We start from the raw sequence: 25,894 nt of genomic DNA, 5'->3' as shown, positions 1-25,894 counted from the left end.
AGCATCCATGAAAAACATGAAGCTGGAGTGGAAAAGAGGTGACTGGGCGGCATATTTCGGGTTGATGACCAACAACCTGACCAATTTGCTGACCATGATGGGGCTGCTCATTTTTGTCGTCGGCATCCCGAAGGAGATTGTTTATGGACGCATCGCGCCAGCCTTCGGGCTGGCGGTGCTGGTCGCGAGTATTTGCTACGCCTGGTTCGGAATGCAGATGGCGCGCGCCACCGGGCGTACGGACGTGACCGCGCTGCCGTCCGGCCCGAGCGCGCCGTCGATTTTTACCGTGACCTTCCTGGTCCTGATGCCGGTTTATCAGCAGACCGGCGATGCGGACTTCGCGATCCAGATTGGCCTGGTGTGGTGCTTCGTGGAGGCGATGATCCTCGCGGGCGGTTCGTTCCTCGGTGAAACCATCCGCAAGATGATCCCGCGTACCGTGCTGCTGTCGTGCCTCTCCGGTTTGGGCCTGCTGCTGCTGGCGATGAACCCGATGCTTCAGGCGTTCGAAGCGCCGACCGTGTCCTTCATCGTATTGCTGCTGATCTTCATCAACTGGTTCGGTAAAAAGCCGATTTTCGCCCGTATCCCGACCGGCCTGCTGCTGCTGATTGCCGGTACGGCACTGGCGTGGATCTCCGGTCTGCAAAGCCCGGAAGCGATTAAAGCGTCCATGTCATCCTTCGGCTTTAACCCGCCGGAAGTGCACGTGGACAGCTTCATGCAGGGCCTGCCGCACGCGCTGCCGTATCTTGCCTCTGCCGTGCCGCTGGGGCTGGCGAACTACATCTTTGACCTGGAGAACATCGAAAGCGCCCACGCGGCGGGGGATGAATACCCGACGCGTAAAGTCATGCTGGCGAACGGCCTGGCGTCGATGCTCGGCTGCCTGATGGGGAACCCCTTCCCGGTGACGGTCTACGTCGGCCACCCTGGCTGGAAAGCGATGGGGGCGAGCATCGGCTACACGCTGGCCTCCGGCGTGACCATGTTCATCGTGCCGCTGTTCGGACTGGGGGCGTTTATGCTCGCCATCATTCCAATGACCGCCATCGTGCCGATTCTGGTGTTTATCGGCGTGGTCACCGCCAACCAGGTGGTAAGGGAAACGCCCAAAGTGGAGGTACCGGTGATCTTCATCTGCCTGTTCCCGTGGATCGCCAACTGGGCGCTGACGATGATGAACAGCGTGATGGGGGCGGCGGGCACCAGCGCGGCGAAGATCGGCACCTACGTGCTGCACAGCAAAGGAATTTACTACGAAGGCCTGGTGCATCTCGGCAGCGGCGCGCCGCTCGCCAGCATGCTGTGGGGCTGTATCGCCATCTTCGCCATCATCAACAAGCCGCTGCGCGGGGCTGTCGCCGCTGCGGGTGGTGCACTGCTGGCGCTGTTTGGCGTGATCCACGCTCCGGTGGTGGGATTTGCCGAGGGCAGTTCGCTGATGTTCGTCACCGCGTATCTGATGATGGGCGGCATGTTTGTGGTGAAGCATGTGCTTGATAGCCGCGAAGCGGCGAGTGCTGCGACTGGTGCCGTTGCGAAGGAAAACCTATGAAAGAGCTTATGGTCGTCGCCATCGGCGGTAACAGCATTATCAAAGACAACGCCAGCCAGTCGGTTGAACATCAGGCGCAGGCGGTGAAAGCGGTGGCAGAGTCGGTGCTCGAAATGCTGGCCTCCGACTATGACATCGTGCTCACCCACGGTAACGGCCCCCAGGTGGGGCTGGATCTGCGCCGCGCCGAAATCGCCCACGAGCGGGAAGGGCTGCCGCTGACGCCGCTGGCAAACTGCGTGGCGGACACGCAGGGCGGGATTGGCTACCTGATCCAGCAGGCGCTCAACAATCGCCTTGCCGCGCGCGGGGAGCAAAAGGCGGTCACGGTCGTTACCCAGGTAGAAGTGGATAAAAACGATCCCGGTTTTGCGCATCCGACGAAACCGATCGGCGCGTTCTTCAGCGAGGCGCAGCGCGACGAGCTGCAGCGCGCATACCCGGACTGGCATTTTGTCGAGGATTCAGGCCGTGGCTACCGTCGCGTGGTGGCTTCACCCCAGCCGCTGCGGATCGTCGAGGCGGATGCCATCAAGGCTCTGACGCAAAAAGGCTTTGTGGTGATCGGCGCGGGCGGCGGCGGAATACCCGTGATTCGCAGCGAGCAGGGCGACTACCAGAGCGTCGATGCGGTGATTGATAAAGATCTCTCCACCGCGCTGCTGGCGCAGGAGATCGGCGCCGACGTGCTGGTGATCACCACCGGCGTGGAGAAGGTTTGCATCAACTTCGGCAAGCCGAACCAGCAGGCGCTGGACACCGTCAGCGTGGCGCAGATGACGCGCTACAGGGAAGAGGGCCACTTCCCGGCGGGCAGCATGCTGCCCAAAATCGTCGCCTCGCTGGAATTTTTACACCACGGCGGCAGGCGCGTGATCATCACCTCGCCGGACTGCCTGCCCGCGGCGCTGCGCGGGGAAACCGGCACCCATATTGTTAATGAAGGAAGATAAGATGAGTGAAAACAAAAGCCGCCGCGAATTTATTAGCCAGAGCGGCAAAATGGTCACCGCCTGCGCGCTGTTTGGCGCCACCGGATCCGTCGCGTATGCTGCTGACTCCGCGAAGCCAACCTGCGAGACGGGCAAACCGATGAGCATCACCGCGAAACATTACTATCTGGACAACGTGCTGCTGGAGGCCGGGTTCAACGTCGACGGCGGCGTGGCGACGAGCACCCGCACCGAGCTGAAAACGCTGGAGATTAACGACGGGAAGATCGTCGCCCTGCGCGACAACAAGCGCCACGCCGACGCCACGCTGCCGCACTACGATGCGGGCGGCAAGCTGATGCTCCCGGCGATGCGCGACATGCACATTCATCTGGATAAAACCTTTTATGGCGGTCCGTGGCGCTCCCTGAACCGCCCGGCGGGCACGACGATTCAGGATATGATCCGCCTCGAGCAGAAGCTGCTGCCGGAGCTGCAGCCCTACACCCAGGAGCGTGCGGAAAAGCTGATCGATCTGATCCAGTCGAAAGGCTCCACCATCGCCCGCAGCCACTGCAATATCGAGCCGGTTTCCGGTCTGAAGAATCTGGAAAACCTGCAGGCGGTTTTATCGCGCCGTAAGCCCGGATTTGACTGCGAAATCGTCGCTTTTCCGCAGCACGGGCTGCTGCTGTCAAACTCCGAAAAGCTGATGCGCGAGGCGATGCAGGCCGGGGCGCACTACGTGGGCGGGCTGGATCCAACCAACGTCGACGGCGCGATGGAGAAATCCCTCGACACCATGTTCCAGATTGCGCTGGACTACGACAAAGGGGTGGACATTCACCTGCACGAAACCAGCCCGGCGGGCGTGGCGGCGGTGAATTACATGGTCGAGACCGTGGAGAAAACGCCGGAGCTGAAGGGCAAGCTGACCATCAGCCACGCCTTTGCGCTGGCGACGCTCAACGAGCAGCAGGTGGATGAGATCGCCACCCGCATGGCGGCGCAGCAGGTGACCATCGCTTCCACCGTGCCGATTGGCACCCTGCATATGCCGCTGAAGCAGCTGCGCGAGAAGGGCGTGTTCGTGATGACGGGAACCGACAGCGTCATCGACCACTGGTCGCCGTACGGTCTGGGGGACATGCTGGAAAAAGCGAATCTCTACGCCCAGCTCTATATCCGCCCGAACGAGCAGACGCTCTCCCGCGCGCTCGGTATCGCCACCGGCGACGTGCTGCCGCTGAACGACAAAGGCGAACGCGTGTGGCCGAAAGCGCAGGACGACGCCAGCTTTGTGCTGGTGGATGCCTCCTGCTCCGCCGAGGCAGTGGCGCGCATTTCACCGCGCACCGCGACGTTCCATAAGGGCAATCTTGTCTGGGGCTCGGTGGGTTGACGTGCATTTCTCCCTCTCCCTGTGGGAGAGGGGGATGAAGGCATCAGGCCGCAGGCAATGCTTTATACTGGAAGTCACATTCTTAAAGAGGGATCTGCCATGGCACAAAACATCTACGACAATCCGGCGTTTTTTGAAGGCTACGCCCAGCTTCCACGCTCGGTGCAGGGGCTGGACGGCGCGCCGGAGTGGCCCGCGCTTAAGGCCATGCTGCCGGATTTAACCGGCAAATCGGTTGTCGATCTCGGCTGCGGCTACGGCTGGTTCTGCCGCGCAGCCCGCGAGCTGGGCGCTGCTGACGTCACGGGGGTCGATATCTCAGAAAAGATGCTCGCCCGCGCAGCGGAGCTTACCGCTGACCCACAGATTCACTATCAGCGTAGCGATCTGGAATCTCTTAAGCTCAACGAGAACAGCCTCGATCTGGTCTATAGCTCGCTGGCGCTGCACTACCTGCCGGAACTGGACACGCTATTCGCCAGGGTTCAGCGCGCGCTCAGGCCCGGCGGCAGCCTGGTCTTTTCCATGGAGCACCCGATATACACCTGCGCCACCCGTCAGGGCTGGCTGACCGACGATAGCGGCGAGCGGTTCTGGGGCGTAAACCATTATCAGGATGAAGGCAAACGCGTCAGCAACTGGCTGGCGGACGGGGTGGTGAAATACCACCGCACGCTCGGCACCACGCTTAACGCGCTGATCGGGGCAGGATTAACGATAAGCGACGTCAACGAGTGGGGGCCAGCGCAGGCGCAGATTGACGCCTGGCCCGCGCTGGCCGAAGAGGCACAGCGCCCGATGCTGGTGCTGATCGCCGCCCGCAAGGCTCAGTAGCCGACCTTGTATACGCGCCCGCTCTGCACGCCCTCCACGCTGCGGCGATAGGCTTGCGCCACGGTCGCGGCGGGAACGCTCTCAAAGCCCGGGAAGAAGCCGTCGTAGGTTTCGACGGATTCGGTGAGTACCGTCGGGCTAATCAGGTTGATGCGGATCCCGCGCGGCAGTTCGCAGGCTGCAGCGCGGACAAACCCTTCCAGCGCCGCGTTCACCGTGGTGGCATTCACGCCCTGCGCTATCGGCTCGTGCGCCACGATGCCGCTTATCAGCGTAATCGAGCCGCCTTCGTTCAGATAATGCTGGCCGGTCAGCGCCAGGCGCACCTGCCCCAACAGCTTATCCTGCAGCCCCTGGTTAAAGTCGCTGTCCTTCATGGTCGCGAGCGGGCCAAAGTAAAGGCCGCCGCTGGCGGAGACAATCGCATCCACCGGGCCGATTTTCTCAAACAGCGCCTGGACGCTCGCCTGCGAGGTGATATCCACCAGCTCGTCGCCCTGCGTGCGGCCGACGCGGATGACCTCGTGGCGACGACTCAGCTCTTCCGTTACCGCACGACCGACCGTACCGCTGGCACCAATAATGACGATTTTCATAGCCGACTCCTTATGTTGTGAGCCTCCATTCTTTAATAAATAAAAATGGAGATAAACTGGGCTAAAGTTAGAGGATTGCTAACCAGGGGTTTGGAATATGGATAAGCTTCGCAGCATGGAGACCTTTATTGCGGTGGTGGAAAGCGGCAGCTTTACCGGCGCTGCGTCACGTCTGGAGATGTCGGCGGTGATGGTGGGGAAATACGTTGCGCTGCTGGAATCCCAGCTTGGCACCCGCCTGCTGGAGCGTAACACGCGGCGCCAGAGCCTGACCGATGCCGGACGGGTCTATTACGACGAGGCGAAGCGGGTACTGGAGCAGGTGGCGATTGCCGAAAGCGCGGTGGAACGCCTGCGTGCCGCGCCGTCCGGCACCCTGCGCGTGACGGCGCCCACCTCGTTTGGCGGTAGCGCGATCGCGCCGCTTACGGCCTCTTTTTTACAACGCTACCCGGAAGTGCGCATCGAGCTTGATCTCACCAATCGGATGGTGGATCTGGTGGAGGAGGGTATCGATCTGGCCATTCGTATTGGCGACATCCGCAACGACGATCTGGTGGCGAAATACCTCTGCCCTTACCGGATGGTGATCTGCGCCGCGCCGGACTATCTGGCGCGCTACGGTACGCCGCAAACCCCTGCCGATCTGGTGGATCATCTCTGCTTATCCCACAGCGTGTGGACCGCGCGCAACGAGTGGCGGCTGCCGGGCGTCGAAGGCGAGGTGCGCTGGAAGCGTGATGCGGTCTTAAGATGTAATGACGGCTACGGGCTGCGGATGGCCGCGAGTGCCGGGGCGGGACTGCTGCTGCAGCCGGAGGTGCTGGTGGCGGAAGATCTGGAAAGCGGCAGGCTGGTGCGGGTGCTGGAGAAGTACATTCCGGCGCCGAGACCCGTGCATTTGCTGTGGCGTCAGGATTTACGACCTCTCCCTAAGCTAACGGAATTTATCGCCCATATTCTGCTAAGATTGGGCACACTATAAAAAAAGAAGGTATGCAAAGAATGTCTGTGAATAAACTCGCCAGCAGCGCACAGGGCCTGCAATCATCTGCCATCCGTGAATTATTAAAACATAGCAAAATGGCCGGCGTCATTTCGCTGGGTGGGGGGATTCCTAATCCGGCCCTGTTCGATCACGAAGGGCTGAAAATTGCCGCTGATGCCGTATTATCACAGCATTTTGGTGAGGCCTTTCAGTACGGTCTGACCGAAGGTGTACCGGGGCTGCGTGAAGAAATTCAGCGCATCTGTGAAGGGCGTGGGATCAGCTGCAAGGCGGATGATGTGGTCGTGACCTCCGGTTCGCAGCAGTCCCTCGACGTGCTGGCGCGTGCATTAATTAACCCGGGCGACACTGTTGTGGTTGAGCGTCCAACCTATCTTGCTGCGCTGCAGGTATTTGGCCTGGCGCAGGCGAATTTTGAATCCGTTGGCACCGATGGCGACGGCATGAAGGTCGACGAGCTTGAAGCGCTGGCGGCAAATAAAACCATCAAAGCGGTCTATATTGTTCCGACGTTTGGCAACCCTGGCGGGGTAACCCTTTCTGAGGCGCGTCGCAAACAGCTGGTGGAATTATCGAAGCGCTATGATTTCGTCATTATTGAAGACGATCCGTACAGCGAAATTAATTATACCGATGAAGTTTTCCGCCCGTTAATTGCCCATGCTAAAGATATCGGCAACGAAGAGAACGTGGTGTATACCTCGACCTTCTCCAAAATTCTCGCGCCGGGGACCCGCGTGGGCTGGGTGCTGGTGCCCGAATGGCTGAAGCGCGCGGTGGTGAACCTTAAGCAAACCACCGATCTGCACACCAGCACGCTGTCGCAGCTGATGACGTATGAATACCTAAAAACTGGTCGTCTGCCCGCTCAGATTAAAACGATCCGCGAAGCCTATCGCCAGAAATACCAGACGTTCGCAACCGAGCTGGAGGCCGAGCTGGGCGATGTGATGTCGTTCCACAAGCCGAAGGGCGGCATGTTCCTGTGGGCGACTATGAAAAATGGGAGTAATACCACCCGCTGGCTGGAAAAAACGTTAAGTAACGGCGTAGTATTTGTGCCGGGCGAATTTTTCTACTGCAATGAGCCAGACCATTCAACGCTGCGTATGTCGTTTGTCACGCCAACGGATGAAGAGCTGAAGGAAGCGGTTCAACGCCTGAAAAAATCGCTGTAAAAGACCTGCGCATAATGGCTTTCCTGCCGTTATGCGCAATACGCGTTCAGGGCGGCACGGGCCGCGATCGTCCATGGAGATCTCCATGTTTGAATTTTTGTTCGGTGTCGTTACGCACACGCCCGCCTGGGTGTGGGTGCTTTTTATCTTCCTTATCTCTCGCGGCATTAAAGCCCGCAGGCCTGCCACCGTTACGCTGGAGAGGCTTGCCATCATTCCGGCAATATTTCTAATCTGGGATATCTACGACCTGGTGGTCTACCGCACGCTGACGCCCGAGACTGTGGCATTGTGGACGGCGGGGATCCTCGCCGGTGCCGCGCTGGGGTATTTCCTGATTAAGCAGGCGGTTATCACCCGCGCAGAGGCGCCGCGCAGCCTTTACCGTCAGGCAGACTACACCGCGCTGCCGTTTATGATGCTGGCGTTCGGCGTGAAGTACGTCCTGGGCGTGATGAGCGCTGTCTCTCCCCAGACGATGCAGCAGCCCGCCATGAGCGCGCTGGCGATCGTCTCCGGCGGCGTGTTTGCCGGTGTGTTTATCGGGAAATTTGCGCGTTATATTGGCGTGTATAACAGCGCCGCACCGCGCCCGGCGGAGTAAGGTTATTTTGTCGCGTGTGCCAGCGTGCGATCTGCAGCATCGCCGCTGAGTGCTCGCGTGACTTCATTGATCCGCCAGATTTTCCCTTCACGCAGCGCGGCAAACAGGTAAACCTCGATCTCTGCCTGACGACCATCGGGATACGTGACCGTCACGATATGCCGATCAGCCAGAAGTTCGTCATGACAGGCTATCTCCACCACGGTAAAGGCGATCGCGCGGATCTGCGAGCTGACGTGGCTCAGATGCTGGATAAAACCCCGGTAGTCAAGCGCGTGACCGTCCGTAAACTGCTGGTAATCGGGCGTAAATACCTCTGCCGGATCGATATCGCCGTTGAATAAGCGGGTTAACAGGCAGGCCATCTTTTCGCGCTGCGCGGCGTTGTCGGTGTGGGCTATCAGGGACGTGATAATGCTCATGCGGGCTCCTTGTGTGGTTGAATCACCATTATCCTTGACAGCCGAAGTCGCAGTTTCTCTAATATGCCGAAGAATAACGATTTTCGGTCAAAATGATATGGTCAGTATTGAAGCGCTCCTTCATTCCGGCGGGTATCGAACGCCCTGGCACAGTCATCGCACCGGCCAGCTGTGGCGCATTGCAACGGGGCTGCTGGTCATTGAGACGCAGCAGGCGCGTTCGGTCGTACCGGCAAAACACATTGGCTGGATCCCTCCGGATCAGCAGCACGCCGCTTTTTCCGAAAGTGCAATAGAAGGCTGCGCTATCTATCTTGACCCCGCCGGGTGCGCAATGCTTCCCGATGCGCCCGCGCTGTTCGAGCCCGACGATCTCACCCATGCACTGTTTTCCCGTTTATGCGATGCAGAGAGCGAGTACGATCCGCGAAAGCTTACTTTGCTGCTGGATGAGCTTGTCCTGACGCCCGAGGCTCGCTTTTCTCTGCCCGTGCCGACGGATCCGCGTCTGAAGAAAGTGGTTAGCCATTTGCTGCAGTTTGTCGATGATAACCAGACGGTCGAGAGCCATGCTACTCATGCTGGGATGAGCGTGCGTACGTTCAACCGTCGGTTTAGCGCCCAGACCGGAATGAACTTTGTTAACTGGCGGCAGCTGGCACGCGTCATGCGGGCAATGGAGTGGCTGGCGGCGGGGAAGCCGGTAGGGTGGATTGCGCTGTCCTGCGGCTACAGCAGCTTCAGCGCATTTATTGAGGTTTTCAGAGCATGGACCGGTAAAACGCCGGGGCAGTGGGCGATTAAAGAAGGCCCTTTTGGGCGAAGGTAATACGCGTGGCTGCGTTGAGATCCAGCTCTTTTAACGATTAAAAGTATTGATAGGTGAAGTGTTTACCGAATCAGGCAACATCCGGCTGGCCAGATTTTCGCTTAGCCATGACGTCCGCAACGGTCTTTACACGGCTTAGCTCCTCCTGAGTCCTGGAGTTAGATTGCGCTTCCCAGATATCGACGTTCAGCTGTAAGTTCAGCCAAAATTCAATCGTGGTATCAAAGGCTTTTGCCAGTTTGATCGCCATATCGGCAGTCAGCTTGCGATTGTTATTGACCAGCGCGCTGATGGTGTTGCGGTGAACATTGAGCATCTCCGCCAGATCGCTGATTTTCAGATTGAGCGGTTCAAGATACTCATACTGCAACACGTCGCCCGGCGTGGTAGGTTTGCGGAGTGCCTGTTGAAGTGTCATGGGTGATGCCTCACTTGTGTTGCGTGTACTTGTGTGGAGAGAGGTAGAGATCTTCTGCTTTACCCTCTGTCCAGCGAAATACGAGCCTGTATTGCCTGTTTACCCGGATTGAGGAATATCCCTTCAGCGGAGGATTCAATGCTTCATACATATTGCCCGGTGGCGATCGCAAATCTCTGTGCGATGTTGCTGCCCTGATGATATCGAGCTTTCTCGCAAGCGCTGTTTCCAGATTTGCAGGAATAACATTGCTCGATCTGCCGTAAAGAAAAAAATCCTCAAGCCATTGATCCCGAAAATAACTTATCATAATGGTGCTGAGCTCCAGTCCTTGAAGCTGATTGAATAGTAATGCACTCCTGCACTGTGCGCAAGTGCGTTTTTGTCTGCGGTTAATATTACCTGGGCAATGGCTGAAGGGAAGTGGGATGCATGGCTAAAGATTAATACTCCGAGGTAGGTTCCAGTTCTGGCGTACGGTTTAATACCCTGCGGCGCTGGGCTTGCAAGGGCCTCCGGGTATGTAGGCCGGGTAAGGCGGCGCCGCTACCCGGCGATTGACTACCGCTCTCTCAGCGCCTCTTTCGCCCGGTTAAACGGCTTGATCAGATAATCCAGCACCGTTTTCTCTCCGGTCTTAATGTCCACCGTCGCAATCATCCCCGGCACAATCGAGAAGTGCCTGCCCGCCTTATTGACCAGGTAATCCTGGCTGGTGCGGATGAATACCCGGTAATAGAACACCTCCGGCTTGGCTTCGTCCTGGATGGTATCCGGGGATATCGTCTCCACCACGCCGTGCAGGCCGCCGTAAATGGCGTAGTCGTAGGCGGTGATTTTGACCAGCGCCTCCTGGTTCGGGTGGATAAAGGCGATATCGCGCGGCGACAGGCGGGTTTCAATCAGCAGGTGATCGTCCACCGGCACAATCTCCATCAGCTCGCCGTTGGGCGGGATCACGCCGCCGATGGTGGTCACCTTGATGTTTTTCACGATCCCGCGCACCGGGGATTTTACCGTCAGACGGGTGACGGAATCCTGGCGGCCTTTGAGGATAGCCGAAACCATATCCACCTCCGCGTTAGCTTTGGATAACGCCTCGCGCGCCTGAACGTAATACTGCGAGCGTACGTCGGTGAGCTTCAGCTCCAGATCGCTTTTCTGCCGCTGCAGGCGCAGCACCTCCACGTGGCTGGCGGCGCCGGTTTTGACCAGCCGCTGGGTGATGGCCAGCTCCTTGTTGGCGAGATCTAACGCGGCGCGCAGCTCTCGCTGGGTATCCTCCAGCTGCGCGCGGCGGGAGTTGTAGAGGCGCGTTTCGTCAGCAATCAGATCCGGCCATTTCGCCAGCGAAGGGGGGAACTTCAGCGGCAGATCGTTCACCTCGGCGTACAGGCGGGCGCTGGAGGCCAGTGAGGCCCGATAGCGCGCCGCGCTTTCGCCTACGTTCGATTCGGAACGCGTCGGATCGAGCCGCGCCAGCACCTGTCCGGCCTGCACCAGATCGCCCTCGTGGACGTTCAGCTCGGTGAGGATCCCGCCGTCGAGAGACTGTAAGACCTGCTCGCGCGAGCTGGGGATCACTTTACCCGAGCCGGTTGATACCTCATCCAGCACGCCAAACCATGCCCAGACGCCCAGCACCACAAACATCAGCAGCGAGAAGATCACGATCCGACGCGCGCCGGTGTAGCCGCTTTCGGAGTCGAGGGCGTTATCCAGATCGTCCATTGCCGCCACGTCACGCTGACTGATTTTCATTTTTCCACTCCCGTCCAGTTGCTGCCTGCTGCTGTTGCTGCTGCATACGGCTGTTGTTCAGCGCCTGGGCCTTTGGCGCGTCCATCACCAGCATTCCCTCTTTCAACACCACGACGCGCTCCACCAGTTCCAGCACCGGTACGCGATGCGTGGCGACAATCAGGGTGCGATGCCCGAGCCAGTCGCCCAGACGCTGGATAAATTCCCGCTCGGTGTGCTCGTCCAGCGACGCGGTGGGTTCATCCATCAGCACAATATTCGGATCGCGCAGGAGCATTCGCGCCAGCAGAATCGACTGGCGTTGCCCGCCGGATAATCCCACGCCGTTTTCCATGATCGGGTAGTCCAGCCCCTTGGGCAGCTTCTGCACGAAGCCTGCCGCGCCGGTTAGCTCCAGCGCCTCGAAAATCTCTTCGTCGGTAGCGCGCGGCATGCCGAGGATGATGTTTTCGCGCAGAGTGCCGTAAAACAGCCGGGCGTTCTGGGTCATAAAGCCGACGTTGCGCCGCACGTCGGCGACGTCGAGATGCGGCAGGCTGAAGTTATCAAGCCGCAGCTCGCCGGCCGCCAGATCCATCCCGCCCGCCATGGCCTGCAGCAGGGTCGATTTGCCCGCGCCGTTGCGCCCGAGGATCGCCACTTTTTCTCCCGGCCGGATCTCCAGCCGGTTAATGCGCAGCGCCATGCGCGGATCGTCCGGCTGATAGCGGAACTGCGCCTGCTCGAAGAGGTAATGACCGCGCAGCACGTCCTGGCGGATCGGTGTCTCCTCGCGCTGGTTTTCGGTGGGAAGCTGCATGATGCTGTCCAGCCCCTCTTTTGCCGCTTTGACCTGCTGCCAGCGCGCCAGCACGCCGCACAGCGTCGCCATTGGGGCGATCATGCGGGAGGCCAGCATCGACGCGGCGACCACCGAGCCGGTGGTCAGGGTGCCGTCGATCACCATCGGGGCGCCGACCACAATCACGGCGGCGTAAACCAGGCTCTGAATGGTCATCCCCCAGCTGATGAGGTTCTGCGTCAGCTCGCGGGTGCGCAGGCCGGATTCGGCGGTGATCTGGATATAGCTGTTCCACTGCTGCAAAAAGCGGTTTTCCGCCTGCATCAGCTTGATGTCCTCCAGCCCCTGCACGCTCTCCACCAGCACCGCGTTGCGCAGGGTTGATTCATGGGCCGACTGCTTTGCCAGCTCCGCCAGCTTCTTCTGCAGCAGCAGGCCGGGCAGGACCATGATCACCGCCGCGACCGGGGCGATCCACGCCAGCTGCGGGGCGATGATCGCCAGCACCACCACGAACAGGAGAAAGAAGGGCAGATCAACAATCGTCGAGATGGTGGACGAGGTGACCATCTCGCGGATCTGCTCCAGCTCGCGCAGCTGAGAAATAAAGCTGCCGGTGGAGCGGGGGATCGCGCTGTTGCGCAGCCGCAGCGCGTGGCCGAAGACGCGATCCGAAACGCGCATGTCCGAGCGCTTGCCGAGCAGATCCATGATGTGCCCGCGCGCCACGCGAAGCACAAAGCCAAACAGCGTGGCGATCAGCACCCCGATAGTCAGGACGTAAAGCGTCGGGTAGGACTGGGCGGGGATCACCCGGTCGTACACCTGCATGGAAAAGACGATCCCGGAGAGCGACAGCACGTTGATAAAGAGGGCGGCCAGCATGACCCAGCTGTAGGGGCGCAGGTCGCGCATCACCAGCCGGTAGAGCCAGTCCGGGCGGTATTTTGAGATATAGGCGTCCACGCGGCTGTCCTTCAGCGCGGCGAGTGGACGCAGGGCAATGACGTGGCGGATAGCGGGCAGCATCGCCGTCATCGACAGCCGGTTGGTGTAGGCCTCATCGTCGAAAAAGCTGACCTCCAGCGTATCGTCCCCGTCGAAATGCTCGATCACGCCGATCCTGCCGTCATTCATCGCCACCACCACCGGCAGACGCCAGCTGTTGATCGCCTGCCGATCGTCGGTAAGGAGCTGAAACGACAGCCCCGCTTCGCGGGCCAGCTGGGTGAGGGCGGGCACCATCGGTTTGCCTTTCAGCCACGGTGCGCCTGCGATCAACGCGCCGGGCGAGCAGGCGACGCGGTAGCGCGTGGCGACAAAACCAAAGGCCTGCGCCCACTGCGCCAGCGCCTCATCCGTCATCATTTCACCCTGCGGGATTTCGCGTTGCTTCATGGCTGGATCTCCACGGTCTGGATGGTGCGGTTATCAAGATCGAACGCATGACGCAGCTGCCCGGTGTTATACAGGCAGTTGAGCTGCAGCTGGTGCAGCTGACCGAGGGTCTGCTGCTGGGTGAAGCGCGCCTGATAGACCTCCTGCTCGGCGTTAAGCACGTCGAGCAGCGGGCGCGAGCCGAGATCGAGATACTGCTGCTGGTACAGTTCACGGGTGCGGGCGCTGAGGGCTTCCTGGCGGCCCTGAATTTGCAGCGTGCTTTGCAGGCTCATCACCTGGCTGCGGGCTTCCAGCAGTTTCTGGCGAACGTCCAGACGCGTACGCTGAACGGTGGACTGCGCCGCCTCCACCGCGTGTCCGGCAGCGTTACGCCGGGCGGTGAGGCCGCCGCCCTGGTAGAGCGGCATCTGCACTTTCACCCATGCGGAATACTGGGTGCGATCCCGGGTTTCGCTCCCCGCGTAGCGATCGTTCATGTAGTGACGCACCTCCGGCTCCAGCGAGACGGTGGGCGTCATCTGCGCGTCGGCGTAGTCGAGGTTCGCCTGGGCGACGTTAGCCTGCGCCCAGGCGGCAAGTACCGCGGGCACCAGACGGTCATCCGGCTCGGCAATGTCGCAGCTCCGGCCCAGCTTTTGCGGAAAGTCATTGCTGATGGCGTTCAGGCTGTTCCAGCCGAGAAAGCTCATCAGCGTGGCGCGGGCGCTGTCCAGGCTTGCCTGGTACTGCATTAGCTGGGCGCGCGCGCCTTCGATACGGGCATCGGTCTGTACTACGTCAGAGAGCGACGTGGCTCCTTCGTCATTACGCAGACGGGTCAGTTTGCCAATGGAGGAGAGGGCGTCGAACTGCTCTTTAGCGGTCTCGACCATCTGCTGCCAGGTTTGCACCTGCACCATGGCGATAGCGGTATCGTGGGCGATAGTGTCGATACTTACCAGCACGTTGGCCTGCTGCTGGGCAACGCCCGCGCTCTCGGCCCGCACCTGGCTGTCCACTTTGCCAAAGTCGTAGAGCATTTGTGAAAGAGAGAGCACCAGCGACGGCGTAAAGCCGTTCTGGTCGCCGTCATGGGAATAACCGTTGTCCACGCCGGCATTAATCTGCGGATAGTATTTTGATTTAGCGACGTCCACCTCTTCGCTCTGCTGGTAGAGTTTCCCCACGGCTTCGCTGATGGCCGGGTGCCAGGTGACGGCGCGGTTGACGGCATCGCCAAGCTGCAATGAACCGGGTGCGGCTTTGCCCGCCGCAGGTGCGACGCGGCCATTGAGCGAGGGGAGTTCCTGCGTTTCGCGAAGCTGGCCGGTATTGATGATTGCCGCCGGGTTCGCGCAAAGAGCGGGCACAGATATCAGGCAGCACGAGAGCCACCAGTGAGGCATCTTCATTCCCATGTCATGTCCCTAATAAAAAGAGTACGGCTTTATTATTTATGCCCGGGCGCTGTGCGCCCGGGTCATCTCCTGCAGGTGCTATCAGGTAATGATGTGTTGCTGGTTAACAAGCTCGTCGTAGGTGGTCTGAACGCCATCAAGCGTAACGAGCGTGGTATTAGTGTAGGTGCCTCCCGCACCGTCACGGTCGATGGAGATCACGGTATTGCCATTACTATTAGTGACATGGAGATAATTCCCCAGCGTCGCGGAGCTACCGTTCCAGCCGACCAGCAGATCGCCGATGTCGATTTTGTCCCCCTGCGCCAGCGAGAAGCCGGTCCAGTGATCGCCCGCGGTGCTGCTGACGTTACCCGCCGTGCCATTCCCCACCGTACTGTTCAGCACCTGGTAAATCAGCGTATCGCCGTAGGCCGTACCGGTGATAGCGTCGTTATGCTCAGAGCTGATGAACTGTGGCGCCATATTGATGGTCAGCGTGGCGCTGTCCGTTCTACCGGTTGAGTCGGTCAGGGTGTAGTTGAAGGTCTCCTTCGAGGTCATGGTTGAGAGCGATACCCCGCTGTTGAGGGTATAGGTGTAGTGACCGTCCGCGCCGATCGCCAGCGTGCCGTAATGACCGACAATGTTCACCGTTGCGCTGCCGGTATACGGATCCAGCGTGGTGGTCACGCCGTTGTAACCGGTCACGCTCAGACGGGTATCCACCGAGTGGAGCTGATCCAGGACGCCGCCAGAATCGGTGCCGTCAAAGATATTGCCGTTGACGGTGTGGCTGCCGGTGACGTCAAAATCACTCAGCGAGTAGGTGGTGCCGTTCACGCTTGGCGTGATGGTGATGTTCCCCACGCTCAGCCCCGGTACGCTACCGGTAAAGCTCAGCGTATAGGTCCCGGCGTTCAGATCCAGCCCGGTGAGCGGAACGTCGATACTGCCGCCCAGCAGCGAGGCGCCGCTGAAGGAGCCGCTGCGGATAACTCCCGAACCGTCGCTAATAGACCAGTTCACCGTCAGTCCGCCCAGCGACAGCAGCGAGGCCACGCTAAAGTGCAGCGACGCGTTGTGCAGCGCGGTGTTCGCGTCGACCACGAAGGTTCCGCTGCCGCTGCCCTGGGTTGATGAAAGCAGCGCGGTCGTCCAACTGGCGACGCCCACGGTGGTATCGGAGTAGACCGACGTGTGGTGCACCGAGGTGACGTCCATTGCGGTGCTGACGTCGTTGACCGCATTCATCGCCTGCGCGGTTGGGGTGATGTTGAGCGATGCCGTATCCTTCGAGCCGTCAGGCGCGGTAACGGTGTAGACGAAGGTGTCCGGCGTGCTGATATGATCCGCCCCCACGCCGCTCCTCAGGGTATAGGTGTACTGGCCGGACGAATTAATGGTCAGCGTGCCGTATTCTCCCTGAATGGTGGTGGTTCCACTGCTGTTGACCGCAACGCCGTTCACTTCGGTAACCAGCGTGCCCGCTGGAACCGGGTCATTCGCCAGCACGTCGCCCGTGGTGGTTTCGCTGATACTCGCCACGCTGTAGACATGATCCTGCAGGACGCTCAGCGTGTAGGCCGTCAGTACAGCGATCCCGGACGCGGTATTCAGCAGGAACAGGTACTCCCCGGCAGGCAGGTTCAGCGTCAGTTGAGGTGACGTTCCCCCCAGCACCGGGGCGCGCAGCCAGCCCGACTCAACGCGAACCTGCTCGAAGGTCTGGGTCGCATTGTTGAACTTATAGACGTACAGGTCGAACACCGACGCCAGCGCCACGCCGCCCACGGAGGCCTGGATGGTCATGGTGCGGGTCGTGCCTTCCTCCACGTTGTAGATAATCGGGTTGGTCATGTCGTCCAGCAGGTTAAGCCCCAGCGTGCTGCCGAGATTAATGCCTACCAGAGTAACGCCGCCCTGAGACGATGTGCCGTTGTTAATCTCGCTCACGGTGGTGTCAAAGGTCAGCGAGGCCGTGTCGTCCACCGCCACAATGCCGTTGATTACCGTACCGGCACCCAGAGAGAGAACCAGGTTCGCCGAGGCGCTGACGCCGTTGTGGGTAATGGTGTAGCTGAAGCTCTCTGTGCGGCCAATGACTGCGGCGCTGGTGTCGGTCAGGTTGTAGGTGTAGCTGCCGTCGCGGTTAATGGTCAGCGTACCGTACTGGCCCTGAATCACCGTGCCGTCGGCGTTCACGCTAGTGGTGACGCCCTGCGCGTTAGTAACCGTGGAGATAGTGGTTCCGGCCGGCGCGTTGTCGCTGCCGGCTGTCGGATCCGTATCGAGGATCACGTTGCCGTTGAGGCTGGTGTCGCCGGTAACCGTACCCGGACCGGTCTCTTTCACTGCCACGTCGAGGCTGGTGTAGGAGCCGGTCGCCAGCAGGTTGGTGTTGTAGCTGAGCACGCGATAGTTGCCGTCGGCCAGCCCGGTCAGGTTCAGCGAAACGCCGGTTGCGCCGAGGGTCAGGAGATCGGCAAACTGCGGTTGGCCGGTGTCCACCACGGTGGTCCAGGCGCCGTTGACGTAATGCTGAACCACCAGCTCAAGGGTGTTGAGCAGAGAGAGCACTGCTCCCGTGGCGTTGGCGTTCACCACGATATCCGCGCTGCCGCCGCTGCCCACCGTGAAGTTGACCTGGGCCGTATCATTGCCCAGCAGCGTCAGGACGTTGCCCACGGCGCCGACCAGCAGGAAGCCGTAATCGCTGTACTGGCTGTTGGTCACGGTGGCCGTGGTGCTGAGGTCCAGCTCTTCGACGTTATTGCTGGCAGAGAGCGGCACCACCGGCGCAAGGGCGGAGCCCGGCAGGGAGGTGTTGCCCGCGGCGTCGGTAGCGGTGATCTGCAGCGTCTGGCCTTCGATCTGTTTGTTGATGAAGGTGTAGCTGTAGGTGCCGTTGCTGCCCGCAATGGCGGTCACCGTTGAGCCGTCCGCAAGGCGGATCGCGACGGTGCTGCCTGCTTCCGCAGTTCCGGTCAGGACGCTACCGTCGGCGTTGAAGGTTCCGGTTGGCGCCGTTGGGGCGGTCGTATCGACGATAATCGTCGTCACGGCTGACGCCACGCTGGTGTTGCCCGCCGCATCGGTGGCCGTGGCGGTGAAGTTATGCGTTCCTTGCGTCAACGTGGTGGTTTGCGGCAGGGTCCAGTTGCCGCTGCCGTCTGCGGTCACCGTGCCCACCAGCGTAATGCCGTCGTAGATACGCACCGTGGCATTCGCTTCGGCGGTTCCGCTCAGCGTAGGGCGCGTGTCGTTGGTCGGATTCGTACCGGTCACCGGACCGGTGACGCTGCCGACATCATCAATCACCGAACTGATAACCGGCGCGCCCGGCGCGAGGGTATCGACGTTAATCACATACCCGGCGGTCGGCGCGCTGGCGTTGCCCACCGCATCGGTGGCGGTAAAGGTCAAATTGTGCGGACCGTTGGCCAGCGCCGGGGATGGCGTAAAGCTCCACGCTCCGCCGGTCGCCGTCACGCTGCCGATTTGTACGCCGTTATCAAAGATTTTCACCGTCGACCCGGCTTCCGCCGTGCCGCTGAGGGTTGGCTGCGCGTCGTTGGTGAATCCGCCGTTCGCCACCGGCGTTGCCGCATTGCCCACGTCATCCAGAATGCTGGTCAGCACCGGCAGCGCAGGCGGCGTGGTGTCGACGGTGAGGCTGAAGCTGGTGGACGACACGCTGGTGTTGCCTGCCGCATCCGTCGCCTGCGCGGTGAAGCTGTGCGCGCCCGCCGTCAGCGTAGTGTTGAGTAAGATACTCCAGCTTCCGTTGCCATCCGCGGTGCCCGTGCCAACCAGCGTAGTTCCCTCATAGATCTTCACTGTAGCAAACGGTTCGCTGGTTCCGACCAGGCGCGGTACCGTATCGTCGGTTGTCTGGCCGGACGTGAGCGGGCCGGTGATGGTGCCCACGTCGTCTATCGCCTGGCTGATAACCGGCGCGTTCGGTGCGGTGGTATCCACAATCAGGGTAAAGTCCGGCGAGTTCAGGCTGACGTTGCCCGCTGCATCGGTGACCGTGGCGGTCCAGGTATGGCTGCCGCTGGTGAGCGGCGTTGACGGCGTAAAGCTCCATGCGCCGGTACCGTCCGCCTGAACGGTGCCGACCGGCTGGCCATTCTCGTACACGGTGACCGTGGCGTTGGCGGTCGCGGTGCCGTTCAGCGTCGGCGTGGTGTCGTCAGTGCTCTGCCCCGAAGAGAGCGGGGTTTGAATGCTGCCCGCGTTGTCACCCGCGGTCGAAATGACCGGCGCCGACGGCACGCCCGTATCCACCGTCAGGTTAAACGGTGCCGTCGTGCTACCGGTATTGCCAGCCACGTCGGTGGCGTTGAAGGTGATGGCGTGCGGCCCATCGGGCAGATCGGTACCCGGGGTGAAGGTCCAACTGCCCTGGGCATTGACCACCGCAGTGCCAATTTCGCTGCCATCAACGATCACGTGCACGGTAGAACCTACGTCACCCGTGCCGCTGAAGGTTGGACGCGCGTCGTTGGTGCTGTTACCCGACGTTAGCGTCCCGGTGACCGGACCGACGTCGTCAATCACGCTGGTCACCACCGGTACGCCGGGAGCTGCAGTATCAATGGTAAAGGCGAAGACCGACGAGTTCGCCGAGGCGTTGCCTGCGGTATCCGTTGCATAAGCGCGCAGGGAGTAGCTGCCGTCGCCCAGCGGCGCGGTCGGCGTAAAGGACCAGTTCCCGCTGCCGTCAACGAGCGCCGTACCAATCTGCGTGCCGTTGTTCATGATGTGAATCGTGCTGCCCGCCTGGCCGGTACCGCTGATGGTTGGGGTGCTATCGTTGGTCACCTGGCCGCTGGTGAGGTTGCCCTGGGCGCCGCCAGGGGCGTTGTCGTTCACATTATCCAGCGTCGGAACCGTCGGTGCCGTCAGGTCAACCTCTATGCTCCAGGGGGCTGAGACCGCGCTGACGTTGCCCAGCGGATCGGTTGCCCGAACGGTGAAGCTGTGTGAGCCTTCGCCGAGCGCGGTGTCAGGGGTAAACGTCCACGCGCCGGTGCCGTCAGCCGTTACCACGGCAATCTGGGTGCCGCCGTCGAAAATGGTCACCACGCTGTTTGCGTCCGCTGTCCCCGAAAGGGTTGGCGTGGCGTCGTTCGTTTCACTGCCGCTGACCACCGTGGTGGCAGCGTTACCGACGTTATCCGTGACGTTGGTGATGACCGGCGTGGCGGAAACGGAGTCCACCACAACGGTGAAGCCCGCCGAAGGACCGCTCTGGTTCCCCGCCGGATCGGTCTCGCGGATGGTCAGGACGTTATTGCCTTCAGCCAGAACGGGCGTGGTGTAGCTCCAGGTGCCGGTATTGCCGACCTCCGCGGTCCCCAGCAGCACGCCGTTGTTGTAGATGGAGATGGTATCGCCGACCGCGCCGGTGCCGGTGAGGGTCGGCTGGTTGTCGTTGGTGGTCTGGCCGCTGGTCAGCGGACCGGTTCCCGGGCCGACGTCGTCAATCACCGCGCCGATAGCTGGCGTGCCCGGTGCGGTGAGGTCGACGGTGACGCTGGCCGCCGGAGAGCGGCCGCTGGTCTGGCCGTTGAGGGTCGCGGTCACCTCAAAGGTGTGCAGCCCCTCGCCAAGCGCGGCTGGCGTATAGCTCCAGTTGCCGCTGCCGTCGGCGGTCACCGTTGTCAATGGCGTCGCGCTGCCGTCCTGATAAATGGTGATCAGGCTGCCCGCTTCGGCCGTGCCGGTAAGCGTTGGCGTGGTGTCATTGGTTGTTTTGCCTTTCACATCGCCAGTGACCGGATCCGCGTCATCGACGATCGCCGTGATGATGGGCACGTCAGGAAGATTCGGAAGCGTACCGGTGACGTTGTAAGTCGCATCAGGGCTGGTACGTCCGGACGCATCGGTTGCGGTCACGGTCAGGGTCGCGCCATCCTGCGGGGCCGGGCTGACCGCGATGGAGAAGTTGCCTCCGGTCGCAACCCCGGTACCAATGACGTTTCCGCCACTATCCTTAACGGTAATGAGTGCTCCAGCCTCGGCGGTTCCGGTCAGCGGTGTACCTTCTGGAGCAAGGCTAAGATTGCCCGGGGCGGTTGGATCCTGGGTATCAACAGTCACGCTCAGCGGGGCTGAAGTTCCTGAAGCGTTACCCGCCGCATCGGTAGCGGAGACAGTGAAGGTATGCGGGCCGTCTGAGAGCGTTGTGCCTGCGGTCCAGCTCCAGCTGCCGTCCGGCTGTATCGTGACCGGCACGCCCGACGGGATACCGTCGACGGAGACGATAACGGTGGTGCCGGGTTCGCTTGTCCCGGTAAGGGTCGGCGCGCCGTCGCGGGTGTAGAGCACGTTGTTGGTGAGCTGGCTGTCTGAGACGGCATTAATCTGCGGTATCCCAGGCGCAACGGTATCGAGGGTGACGGTAAAGACCGAACTCGGCGCGCTGACGTTACCCGCTGCGTCCACGCCCGCCACGGTAATGTTGAGCGGACCGTCCGTTTGCGTGGGAAGCGTCAGACTCCATTCTCCATTAACCACCACAACACGGCCCACTTCGACGCCGTTGTTGTAGACGATCACCGTCTCACCGTTAACCCCGGTTCCACCCACTGTCGGTGTGGTATCCGTGATAAAGCCACCATCAGGTGCGCCGCCCACGGCGCCAATCACCGGCGTATCCGGCGCCAGGGTGTCCACGACGATCGTAATCGCTGGCGACGGGTCAGAGACGTTGCCCGCTTCATCGGTGGCGGTGGCGGTCCAGGCGTGGCTGCCCTCGGCAATGTCGCTGCCAGGGCGCCAGCTCCAGTTACCGCTGCTGTCTACCGTTACGGTGCCCACGACGGTCGATATGCCGTTGACGGTGTCAGTGATGTTGATGACGTCGTTCGGCGTGCCGGTACCGCTCAGAACCGGGCGCGGATCGTTGGTGGTTCCGCCATTGGGTACGGGGCCGGTGATCTGGGTGACGCTGTCGGTGACGGTCGGTGCCGCAGGCGTAGCCGGCGCTTCGGTATCAATGGTGAAAGTTATCGGCTGCGACGGGGCGCTTTCGTTGCCCGTGCCGTCCACGTTGGTGACGGTCAGGGTGATGTCATAGGTACCGCCGGACAGTGGGGGTGATGGCGTCCAGGACCAGTTGCCGGTACCGTCCACGATGACATCATCAAGTTTGGTGCCGTTGTTATAGATCGTCACGGTATCGCCCGCCGTGCCGGTACCGCTCAGGGTTGGCGTGGTGTCGCGGGTGGTTTCGCCCGGGTTCAGCGTTGTGTCTGCTCCGTCAGGATTGACGGTGATGACCGGGATACCCGGCGTTGCAGGAGCGACGGTATCTACCGTCAACACAAACGGGCTGGAGATAGTGGTATTGCCGGCGGCATCCGTGGCGTGAACCGTCAGGGAATGCGGGCCGTCAGTGAGCGGGGTAACGGGCGTAAAGCTCCAGCCTCCGCTGCCGTCGAGGGTGGCGGTACCGAGCAGGGTGGCACCGTCATAGACGGTGATCGTCGCATCAGCCGGGGCGGTGCCCTGCAGCAGGGGTTGGGTGTCATCCGTGGTATCGCCGCTGCTGAGCGTGCCCTGAACGCCACCGACGTCATCTGTCACGGTGGCGATGGTTGCTGCCGCTGGCGGTGTGGTATCGACGGTCAGGGTGAAGCCGCCTGACGGCTGGCTGGTGTTACCCGCGGTATCTGTGGCGACAACGGTAAAGGTATGAGGCCCGCTGACAAGAGGCGTCGTGAGGGTATAGGTCCACGCGCCATTGTTGTCGACCGGAACCGTGACAAGATCGGTGCCATCGAGGCGGATGGTGACGGTTGAGCCGGGTTCAGCCGTGCCGTAGAGCGTCGGCGTGGTGTCGTTGGTGCTGTCGTTAGGGTTGAGCGCGCCGAGGCGTTCCGGCACATCATCCAGCACCTGGGTAATGACCGGGGCGGCAGGCGCGACGCTGTCAATCGTCAGAGTCCAGGTGTTGGAGACGCCGCTGGTGTTACCTGCCGCATCGGTCGCGACGGCGGTCAGGGTATGTGGACCTTCAGCGATCGGGGTGTCTGGGGTAAAGATCCATACGCCAAGACCATTGGCGACGGTCGTACCAATAGCAACACCGTCCACGCGGAGGGTGACCGTCGCGTTTGGTTCGGCGGTACCGCTGAGCGTCAGGGTGGCGTCGTTAGTGGTCTCATTAATGTCGAGCGAGCCGGTGCGCCCGGGAACATCGTCCACGACTTGTGAAATCACCGGGGCGCCAGGTGCCGTGCCGTCGACGTTAATTGTCCACGGGGCTGACAACCCGCTCGGGTTACCGGCGGGATCCGTCGCCTTCGCCGTCAGCTCGTACGTGCCATCGGTCAGCGGTGCGGGCGGCGTAAAGCTCCACAGGCCGGAGGAGGGAACAACCACCGTACCGAGGACATCGCTGCCGTTATAAATCGTGATGGTCGAGCCCGCTTCGCCCGTTCCGTTCACGGTCGGGGCCCGGTCGTTGGTGAGGCCGTTCTGGCCCACGGGGCCGGTGGTGGCCTGCACGTCATCAATCACCGACACGATAACTGGCGTCTGCGGTGGGGTAATATCCGGTGACGCCGCGGAGGTTGCGGGCCCCGTGTTACCTGCCGTGTCGGTGGCGTCAGCTGTCAGGATTTCGCCGTTAACTTTTGGCGGGGTCAGCGTCAGGCTGAAGTTACCCTGGCTGTCGGCAACAGCTGTGCCAAGGGTGACGTCGCCTTCACGGATGGTCACCGTGCTGCCAGCTTCCGCGATGCCGCTGATGGTGCCGCCATCATTCGACACCACGAGATTACCCGGGGCAGACGGCGGCGTGGTGTCCACGGTGAAGATGACGGGCTCTGAGGTCGCGCTCAGGTTTCCTGCGGCATCAGTTTCAGTGACGGTTATGGAGTGTGTCCCGTCCGGAAGCGGACCGTTCGGCGTGACGCTCCAGGTGCCGTTGGGCAGCACCGTTGTTGTGCCAACAACCACGCCGTTATCGTAGATGGTGATGGTCCCACCGGGCTCGCCCGTTCCCGCCAGGATCGGCAGTGAAGCATCGGTAGAAGCGCCCGACGTGATGGTTCCCTTGATAACGCCCGTATCGTCGGTCAACACAATCGCGGTCGGCGCGTCCGGCGGAGTAAGATCCACCGTCAGGGTAAACACCGGCGAGGCAGGCCCGGTGTTGCCGGCGGTGTCGGTTGCCCGCACGGTAATCTGGTGGGTGCTTTCGCTCAGAACAACTGACGGGGTAAAAGTCCAGGTGCCGTTGCTGGCGACGACCGCCGTACCAATAGCGACTCCGCCGTCATAAATCGTCACTGTCGAGCCCGCTTCGCCGGTGCCGGTAAGCTGCGGACGCTGATCGTTGGTGCTGCCGCCGTTGCTGACTGCCCCCGTCTGCGGGGCGATATCATCCGTTACGCTGGTGATGGCTGGCGCATCGGGCGCGGTGGTGTCCGGCGCGTTGAGCGTTGTGCCCGGGCTGGTATTCCCGGCGTTATCCGTCGCTGTGGCGGTCACCTGCTCGCCGTTGGTCAACGGTGTGTCGAGAGAGACGGTAAAATTGCCATCGCTGCCCGTTTTTCCTGTGCCAATGACGTTGCCGTTCGCGTCTTTCAGCGTGATGGTGCTGCCGGGTTCAGCGGTACCGGTGACGGTTTTGCCATCTGAAGAGAACTTAAGGCCGGAAGGCGCGTTCGGCGCTGTCGTATCCGGATCGGCCGAATTGTTACTGCTGCCACTATCACCCCCGCCGCCGGAGCTTGCCGCCGCCGCGATGCCGCCCGCAGCGGCAATACCGCCCAGGGCCCATGGCCAGATGGCGGCACCACCGGCGTCGCTCCCGGAGGCCGCAAGCAGCACGTCCGTGGACGCGATAGATTCGTACGTGGCGGCTCCGGTCGGATCTTCAATCCACCATAATGCGCCGTTGCTGTCCTGCAGTACCAGCTGGCTCACGCCCTGCGCGTCCGTGACGTAGAAATTTTTAAGGGTGATCACCTCGCCGGAGTGCAGCGTAACCAGCAGATCGTTACCGTTTCGCGCGAAGTGGGAGACGCTCGCTCGCTCGACATGAAGCTCAACGATAGAGGAATGGCTCAGCGTAATCTGTGTGCCTTCCGTGGTCGTTTCCACGCCAGTAAGTTTCGATATAACAGAGATTTGGCTCATTTAGGCATTACTCCAGCAGATGTATCATGAACGGCAAGCAAGACGAGCCATCTCTGCAGAAGGTAAAGGGCGCCCCCGGCGCAGTTGCTGTTATAACGCAGCACTCACCGTCGTTTTTAGCGCGCACGATGCCCGCCAGAATTCAGAGTGGCAACATCAGAGCGAATCTAATGACTTATAAAAGAGAACAGTTTTTATGGGTGTTTTGCGTCTTATAAAACCCTGTGTTTAATAGAGGAATTATTTTTCAAAATATAAAAATGATATAGACAGAAAACGATAGTTGTGCAACTTAAGCTTTCGTAAATAAGTGCCAAAACAATAAAGATGGCATTAATACATAGGGGGTGTTAATAGCTCATATTGCATAACTTTCTGTTTTATATTGTTTTGTCTTTGCCTTTTGAGGCTGCTTCTAAATATGATTAACGCAGTATGATAATTGGTAGGGGACATTTAAAACATAACATTTAACGTTATTGTTTAAGCGCGCTTAATATGCATTTAAGTTAGATTAACGTTTTTGATATAAGATATATTATGTTACTTGTATAATGAAATATATTATCATGTAGGCTTAAAACTCTGCTATTACGCGAAAATAATAACGTTAAGGCAAGGGTGAAATA

General features: G+C 60.6%; 16 protein-coding genes. 8 read left to right on the top strand and 8 right to left on the bottom strand.

Features of this window, described 5'->3' with window-relative positions; genetic code table 11:
* Positions 1-7: 7 nt before the first annotated feature.
* The 4 genes from F0320_RS16695 (at position 8) to F0320_RS16680 (ending at position 4,729) form a co-directional block, all read left to right on the top strand.
* Entirely contained in the window at positions 8-1,561 is a 1,554-nt protein-coding gene (locus F0320_RS16695) for a xanthine permease (protein ID WP_126329535.1), read from the top strand.
* On the top strand, positions 1,558-2,514 hold the full coding sequence (locus F0320_RS16690; protein WP_126329533.1) for a carbamate kinase family protein: 957 nt from the start codon (positions 1,558-1,560) through the stop codon (positions 2,512-2,514). The genes F0320_RS16695 and F0320_RS16690 overlap by 4 nt, the downstream gene beginning before the upstream one ends.
* 1 nt (position 2,515) lies before the next feature.
* The gene (locus F0320_RS16685; RefSeq protein WP_126329531.1) at positions 2,516-3,895 is read left to right on the top strand and encodes an amidohydrolase family protein; all 1,380 of its coding nucleotides are present in this window, start codon (positions 2,516-2,518) and stop codon (positions 3,893-3,895) included.
* 99 nt (positions 3,896-3,994) lie between these two features.
* Positions 3,995-4,729 carry a class I SAM-dependent methyltransferase gene (locus tag F0320_RS16680; protein WP_126329529.1) on the top strand — a complete coding sequence of 245 codons (735 nt, stop codon included), beginning with the start codon at positions 3,995-3,997 and terminating at the stop codon, positions 4,727-4,729.
* On the opposite strand, the gene F0320_RS16675 is transcribed toward F0320_RS16680, so the two are convergent.
* Positions 4,723-5,325, bottom strand: coding sequence for a short chain dehydrogenase (locus tag F0320_RS16675; RefSeq protein ID WP_126329527.1), 603 nt, complete (start codon positions 5,323-5,325; stop codon positions 4,723-4,725). The genes F0320_RS16680 and F0320_RS16675 overlap by 7 nt on opposite strands.
* Before the next feature lie 97 nt (positions 5,326-5,422).
* On the opposite strand from F0320_RS16675, the gene F0320_RS16670 reads away from it, so the two are divergent.
* The 3 genes from F0320_RS16670 (at position 5,423) to F0320_RS16660 (ending at position 8,116) form a co-directional block, all read left to right on the top strand.
* Complete coding sequence (locus tag F0320_RS16670; protein ID WP_126329525.1) at positions 5,423-6,310, top strand: LysR family transcriptional regulator; 888 nt, start codon at positions 5,423-5,425, stop codon at positions 6,308-6,310.
* Positions 6,311-6,330: 20 nt separating this feature from the next.
* Positions 6,331-7,512 carry a PLP-dependent aminotransferase family protein gene (locus F0320_RS16665; protein WP_126329523.1) on the top strand — a complete coding sequence of 394 codons (1,182 nt, stop codon included), beginning with the start codon at positions 6,331-6,333 and terminating at the stop codon, positions 7,510-7,512.
* A gap of 85 nt (positions 7,513-7,597) precedes the next feature.
* Positions 7,598-8,116, top strand: coding sequence for a DUF6622 family protein (locus F0320_RS16660; protein ID WP_126329521.1), 519 nt, complete (start codon positions 7,598-7,600; stop codon positions 8,114-8,116).
* 2 nt (positions 8,117-8,118) lie between these two features.
* Here the strand turns inward: F0320_RS16660 and F0320_RS16655 are convergent, their stop codons facing one another.
* Complete coding sequence (locus F0320_RS16655) at positions 8,119-8,538, bottom strand: nuclear transport factor 2 family protein (RefSeq protein ID WP_126329520.1); 420 nt, start codon at positions 8,536-8,538, stop codon at positions 8,119-8,121.
* Positions 8,539-8,635: 97 nt separating this feature from the next.
* On the opposite strand from F0320_RS16655, the gene F0320_RS16650 reads away from it, so the two are divergent.
* Positions 8,636-9,367, top strand: coding sequence for a helix-turn-helix domain-containing protein (locus tag F0320_RS16650; protein WP_126329518.1), 732 nt, complete (start codon positions 8,636-8,638; stop codon positions 9,365-9,367).
* A gap of 70 nt (positions 9,368-9,437) precedes the next feature.
* On the opposite strand, the gene F0320_RS16645 is transcribed toward F0320_RS16650, so the two are convergent.
* The 6 genes from F0320_RS16645 to F0320_RS16620 form a co-directional block, all read right to left on the bottom strand.
* Positions 9,438-9,785, bottom strand: coding sequence for a HigA family addiction module antitoxin (locus F0320_RS16645; protein ID WP_126329515.1), 348 nt, complete (start codon positions 9,783-9,785; stop codon positions 9,438-9,440).
* A 10-nt stretch (positions 9,786-9,795) separates the two neighbouring features.
* Positions 9,796-10,095 carry a type II toxin-antitoxin system RelE/ParE family toxin gene (locus F0320_RS16640; RefSeq protein ID WP_033146338.1) on the bottom strand — a complete coding sequence of 100 codons (300 nt, stop codon included), beginning with the start codon at positions 10,093-10,095 and terminating at the stop codon, positions 9,796-9,798.
* Positions 10,096-10,346: 251 nt separating this feature from the next.
* Positions 10,347-11,516: an HlyD family efflux transporter periplasmic adaptor subunit gene (locus F0320_RS16635; RefSeq protein WP_126329741.1), complete on the bottom strand. Its 1,170-nt coding sequence runs from the start codon at positions 11,514-11,516 to the stop codon at positions 10,347-10,349.
* Positions 11,517-11,526: 10 nt separating this feature from the next.
* Positions 11,527-13,725 carry a type I secretion system permease/ATPase gene (locus tag F0320_RS16630; protein WP_126329513.1) on the bottom strand — a complete coding sequence of 733 codons (2,199 nt, stop codon included), beginning with the start codon at positions 13,723-13,725 and terminating at the stop codon, positions 11,527-11,529.
* Entirely contained in the window at positions 13,722-15,125 is a 1,404-nt protein-coding gene (locus F0320_RS16625; RefSeq protein WP_126329512.1) for a TolC family outer membrane protein, read from the bottom strand. Before F0320_RS16625 ends, F0320_RS16630 begins: the two co-directional genes overlap by 4 nt.
* An 81-nt stretch (positions 15,126-15,206) precedes the next feature.
* Positions 15,207-25,265: a BapA/Bap/LapF family large adhesin gene (locus tag F0320_RS16620; protein ID WP_149323909.1), complete on the bottom strand. Its 10,059-nt coding sequence runs from the start codon at positions 25,263-25,265 to the stop codon at positions 15,207-15,209.
* Between the last annotated feature and the right edge of the window lie 629 nt (positions 25,266-25,894).

The sequence above is a fragment of the Enterobacter dykesii genome (genome assembly GCF_008364625.2).
Classification (GTDB): domain Bacteria; phylum Pseudomonadota; class Gammaproteobacteria; order Enterobacterales; family Enterobacteriaceae; genus Enterobacter; species Enterobacter dykesii.
This window is presented reverse-complemented; position numbering and strand designations above follow the sequence as displayed.

Bases quoted from the DNA above. Each gene is read 5' to 3' on its own strand.
- F0320_RS16680 (WP_126329529.1), top strand. From the start codon at position 3,995: ATGGCACAAAACATCTACGACAATCCGGCGTTTTTTGAAGGCTACGCC.
- F0320_RS16645 (WP_126329515.1), bottom strand. From the start codon at position 9,785: ATGACACTTCAACAGGCACTCCGCAAACCTACCACGCCGGGCGACGTG.
- F0320_RS16665 (WP_126329523.1), top strand. From the start codon at position 6,331: ATGTCTGTGAATAAACTCGCCAGCAGCGCACAGGGCCTGCAATCATCT.
- F0320_RS16630 (WP_126329513.1), bottom strand. From the start codon at position 13,725: ATGAAGCAACGCGAAATCCCGCAGGGTGAAATGATGACGGATGAGGCG.
- F0320_RS16620 (WP_149323909.1), bottom strand. From the start codon at position 25,265: ATGAGCCAAATCTCTGTTATATCGAAACTTACTGGCGTGGAAACGACC.
- F0320_RS16695 (WP_126329535.1), top strand. From the start codon at position 8: ATGAAAAACATGAAGCTGGAGTGGAAAAGAGGTGACTGGGCGGCATAT.
- F0320_RS16655 (WP_126329520.1), bottom strand. From the start codon at position 8,538: ATGAGCATTATCACGTCCCTGATAGCCCACACCGACAACGCCGCGCAG.
- F0320_RS16690 (WP_126329533.1), top strand. From the start codon at position 1,558: ATGAAAGAGCTTATGGTCGTCGCCATCGGCGGTAACAGCATTATCAAA.
- F0320_RS16635 (WP_126329741.1), bottom strand. From the start codon at position 11,516: ATGGACGATCTGGATAACGCCCTCGACTCCGAAAGCGGCTACACCGGC.
- F0320_RS16625 (WP_126329512.1), bottom strand. From the start codon at position 15,125: ATGGGAATGAAGATGCCTCACTGGTGGCTCTCGTGCTGCCTGATATCT.
- F0320_RS16640 (WP_033146338.1), bottom strand. From the start codon at position 10,095: ATGATAAGTTATTTTCGGGATCAATGGCTTGAGGATTTTTTTCTTTAC.
- F0320_RS16660 (WP_126329521.1), top strand. From the start codon at position 7,598: ATGTTTGAATTTTTGTTCGGTGTCGTTACGCACACGCCCGCCTGGGTG.
- F0320_RS16675 (WP_126329527.1), bottom strand. From the start codon at position 5,325: ATGAAAATCGTCATTATTGGTGCCAGCGGTACGGTCGGTCGTGCGGTA.
- F0320_RS16650 (WP_126329518.1), top strand. From the start codon at position 8,636: ATGGTCAGTATTGAAGCGCTCCTTCATTCCGGCGGGTATCGAACGCCC.
- F0320_RS16685 (WP_126329531.1), top strand. From the start codon at position 2,516: ATGAGTGAAAACAAAAGCCGCCGCGAATTTATTAGCCAGAGCGGCAAA.
- F0320_RS16670 (WP_126329525.1), top strand. From the start codon at position 5,423: ATGGATAAGCTTCGCAGCATGGAGACCTTTATTGCGGTGGTGGAAAGC.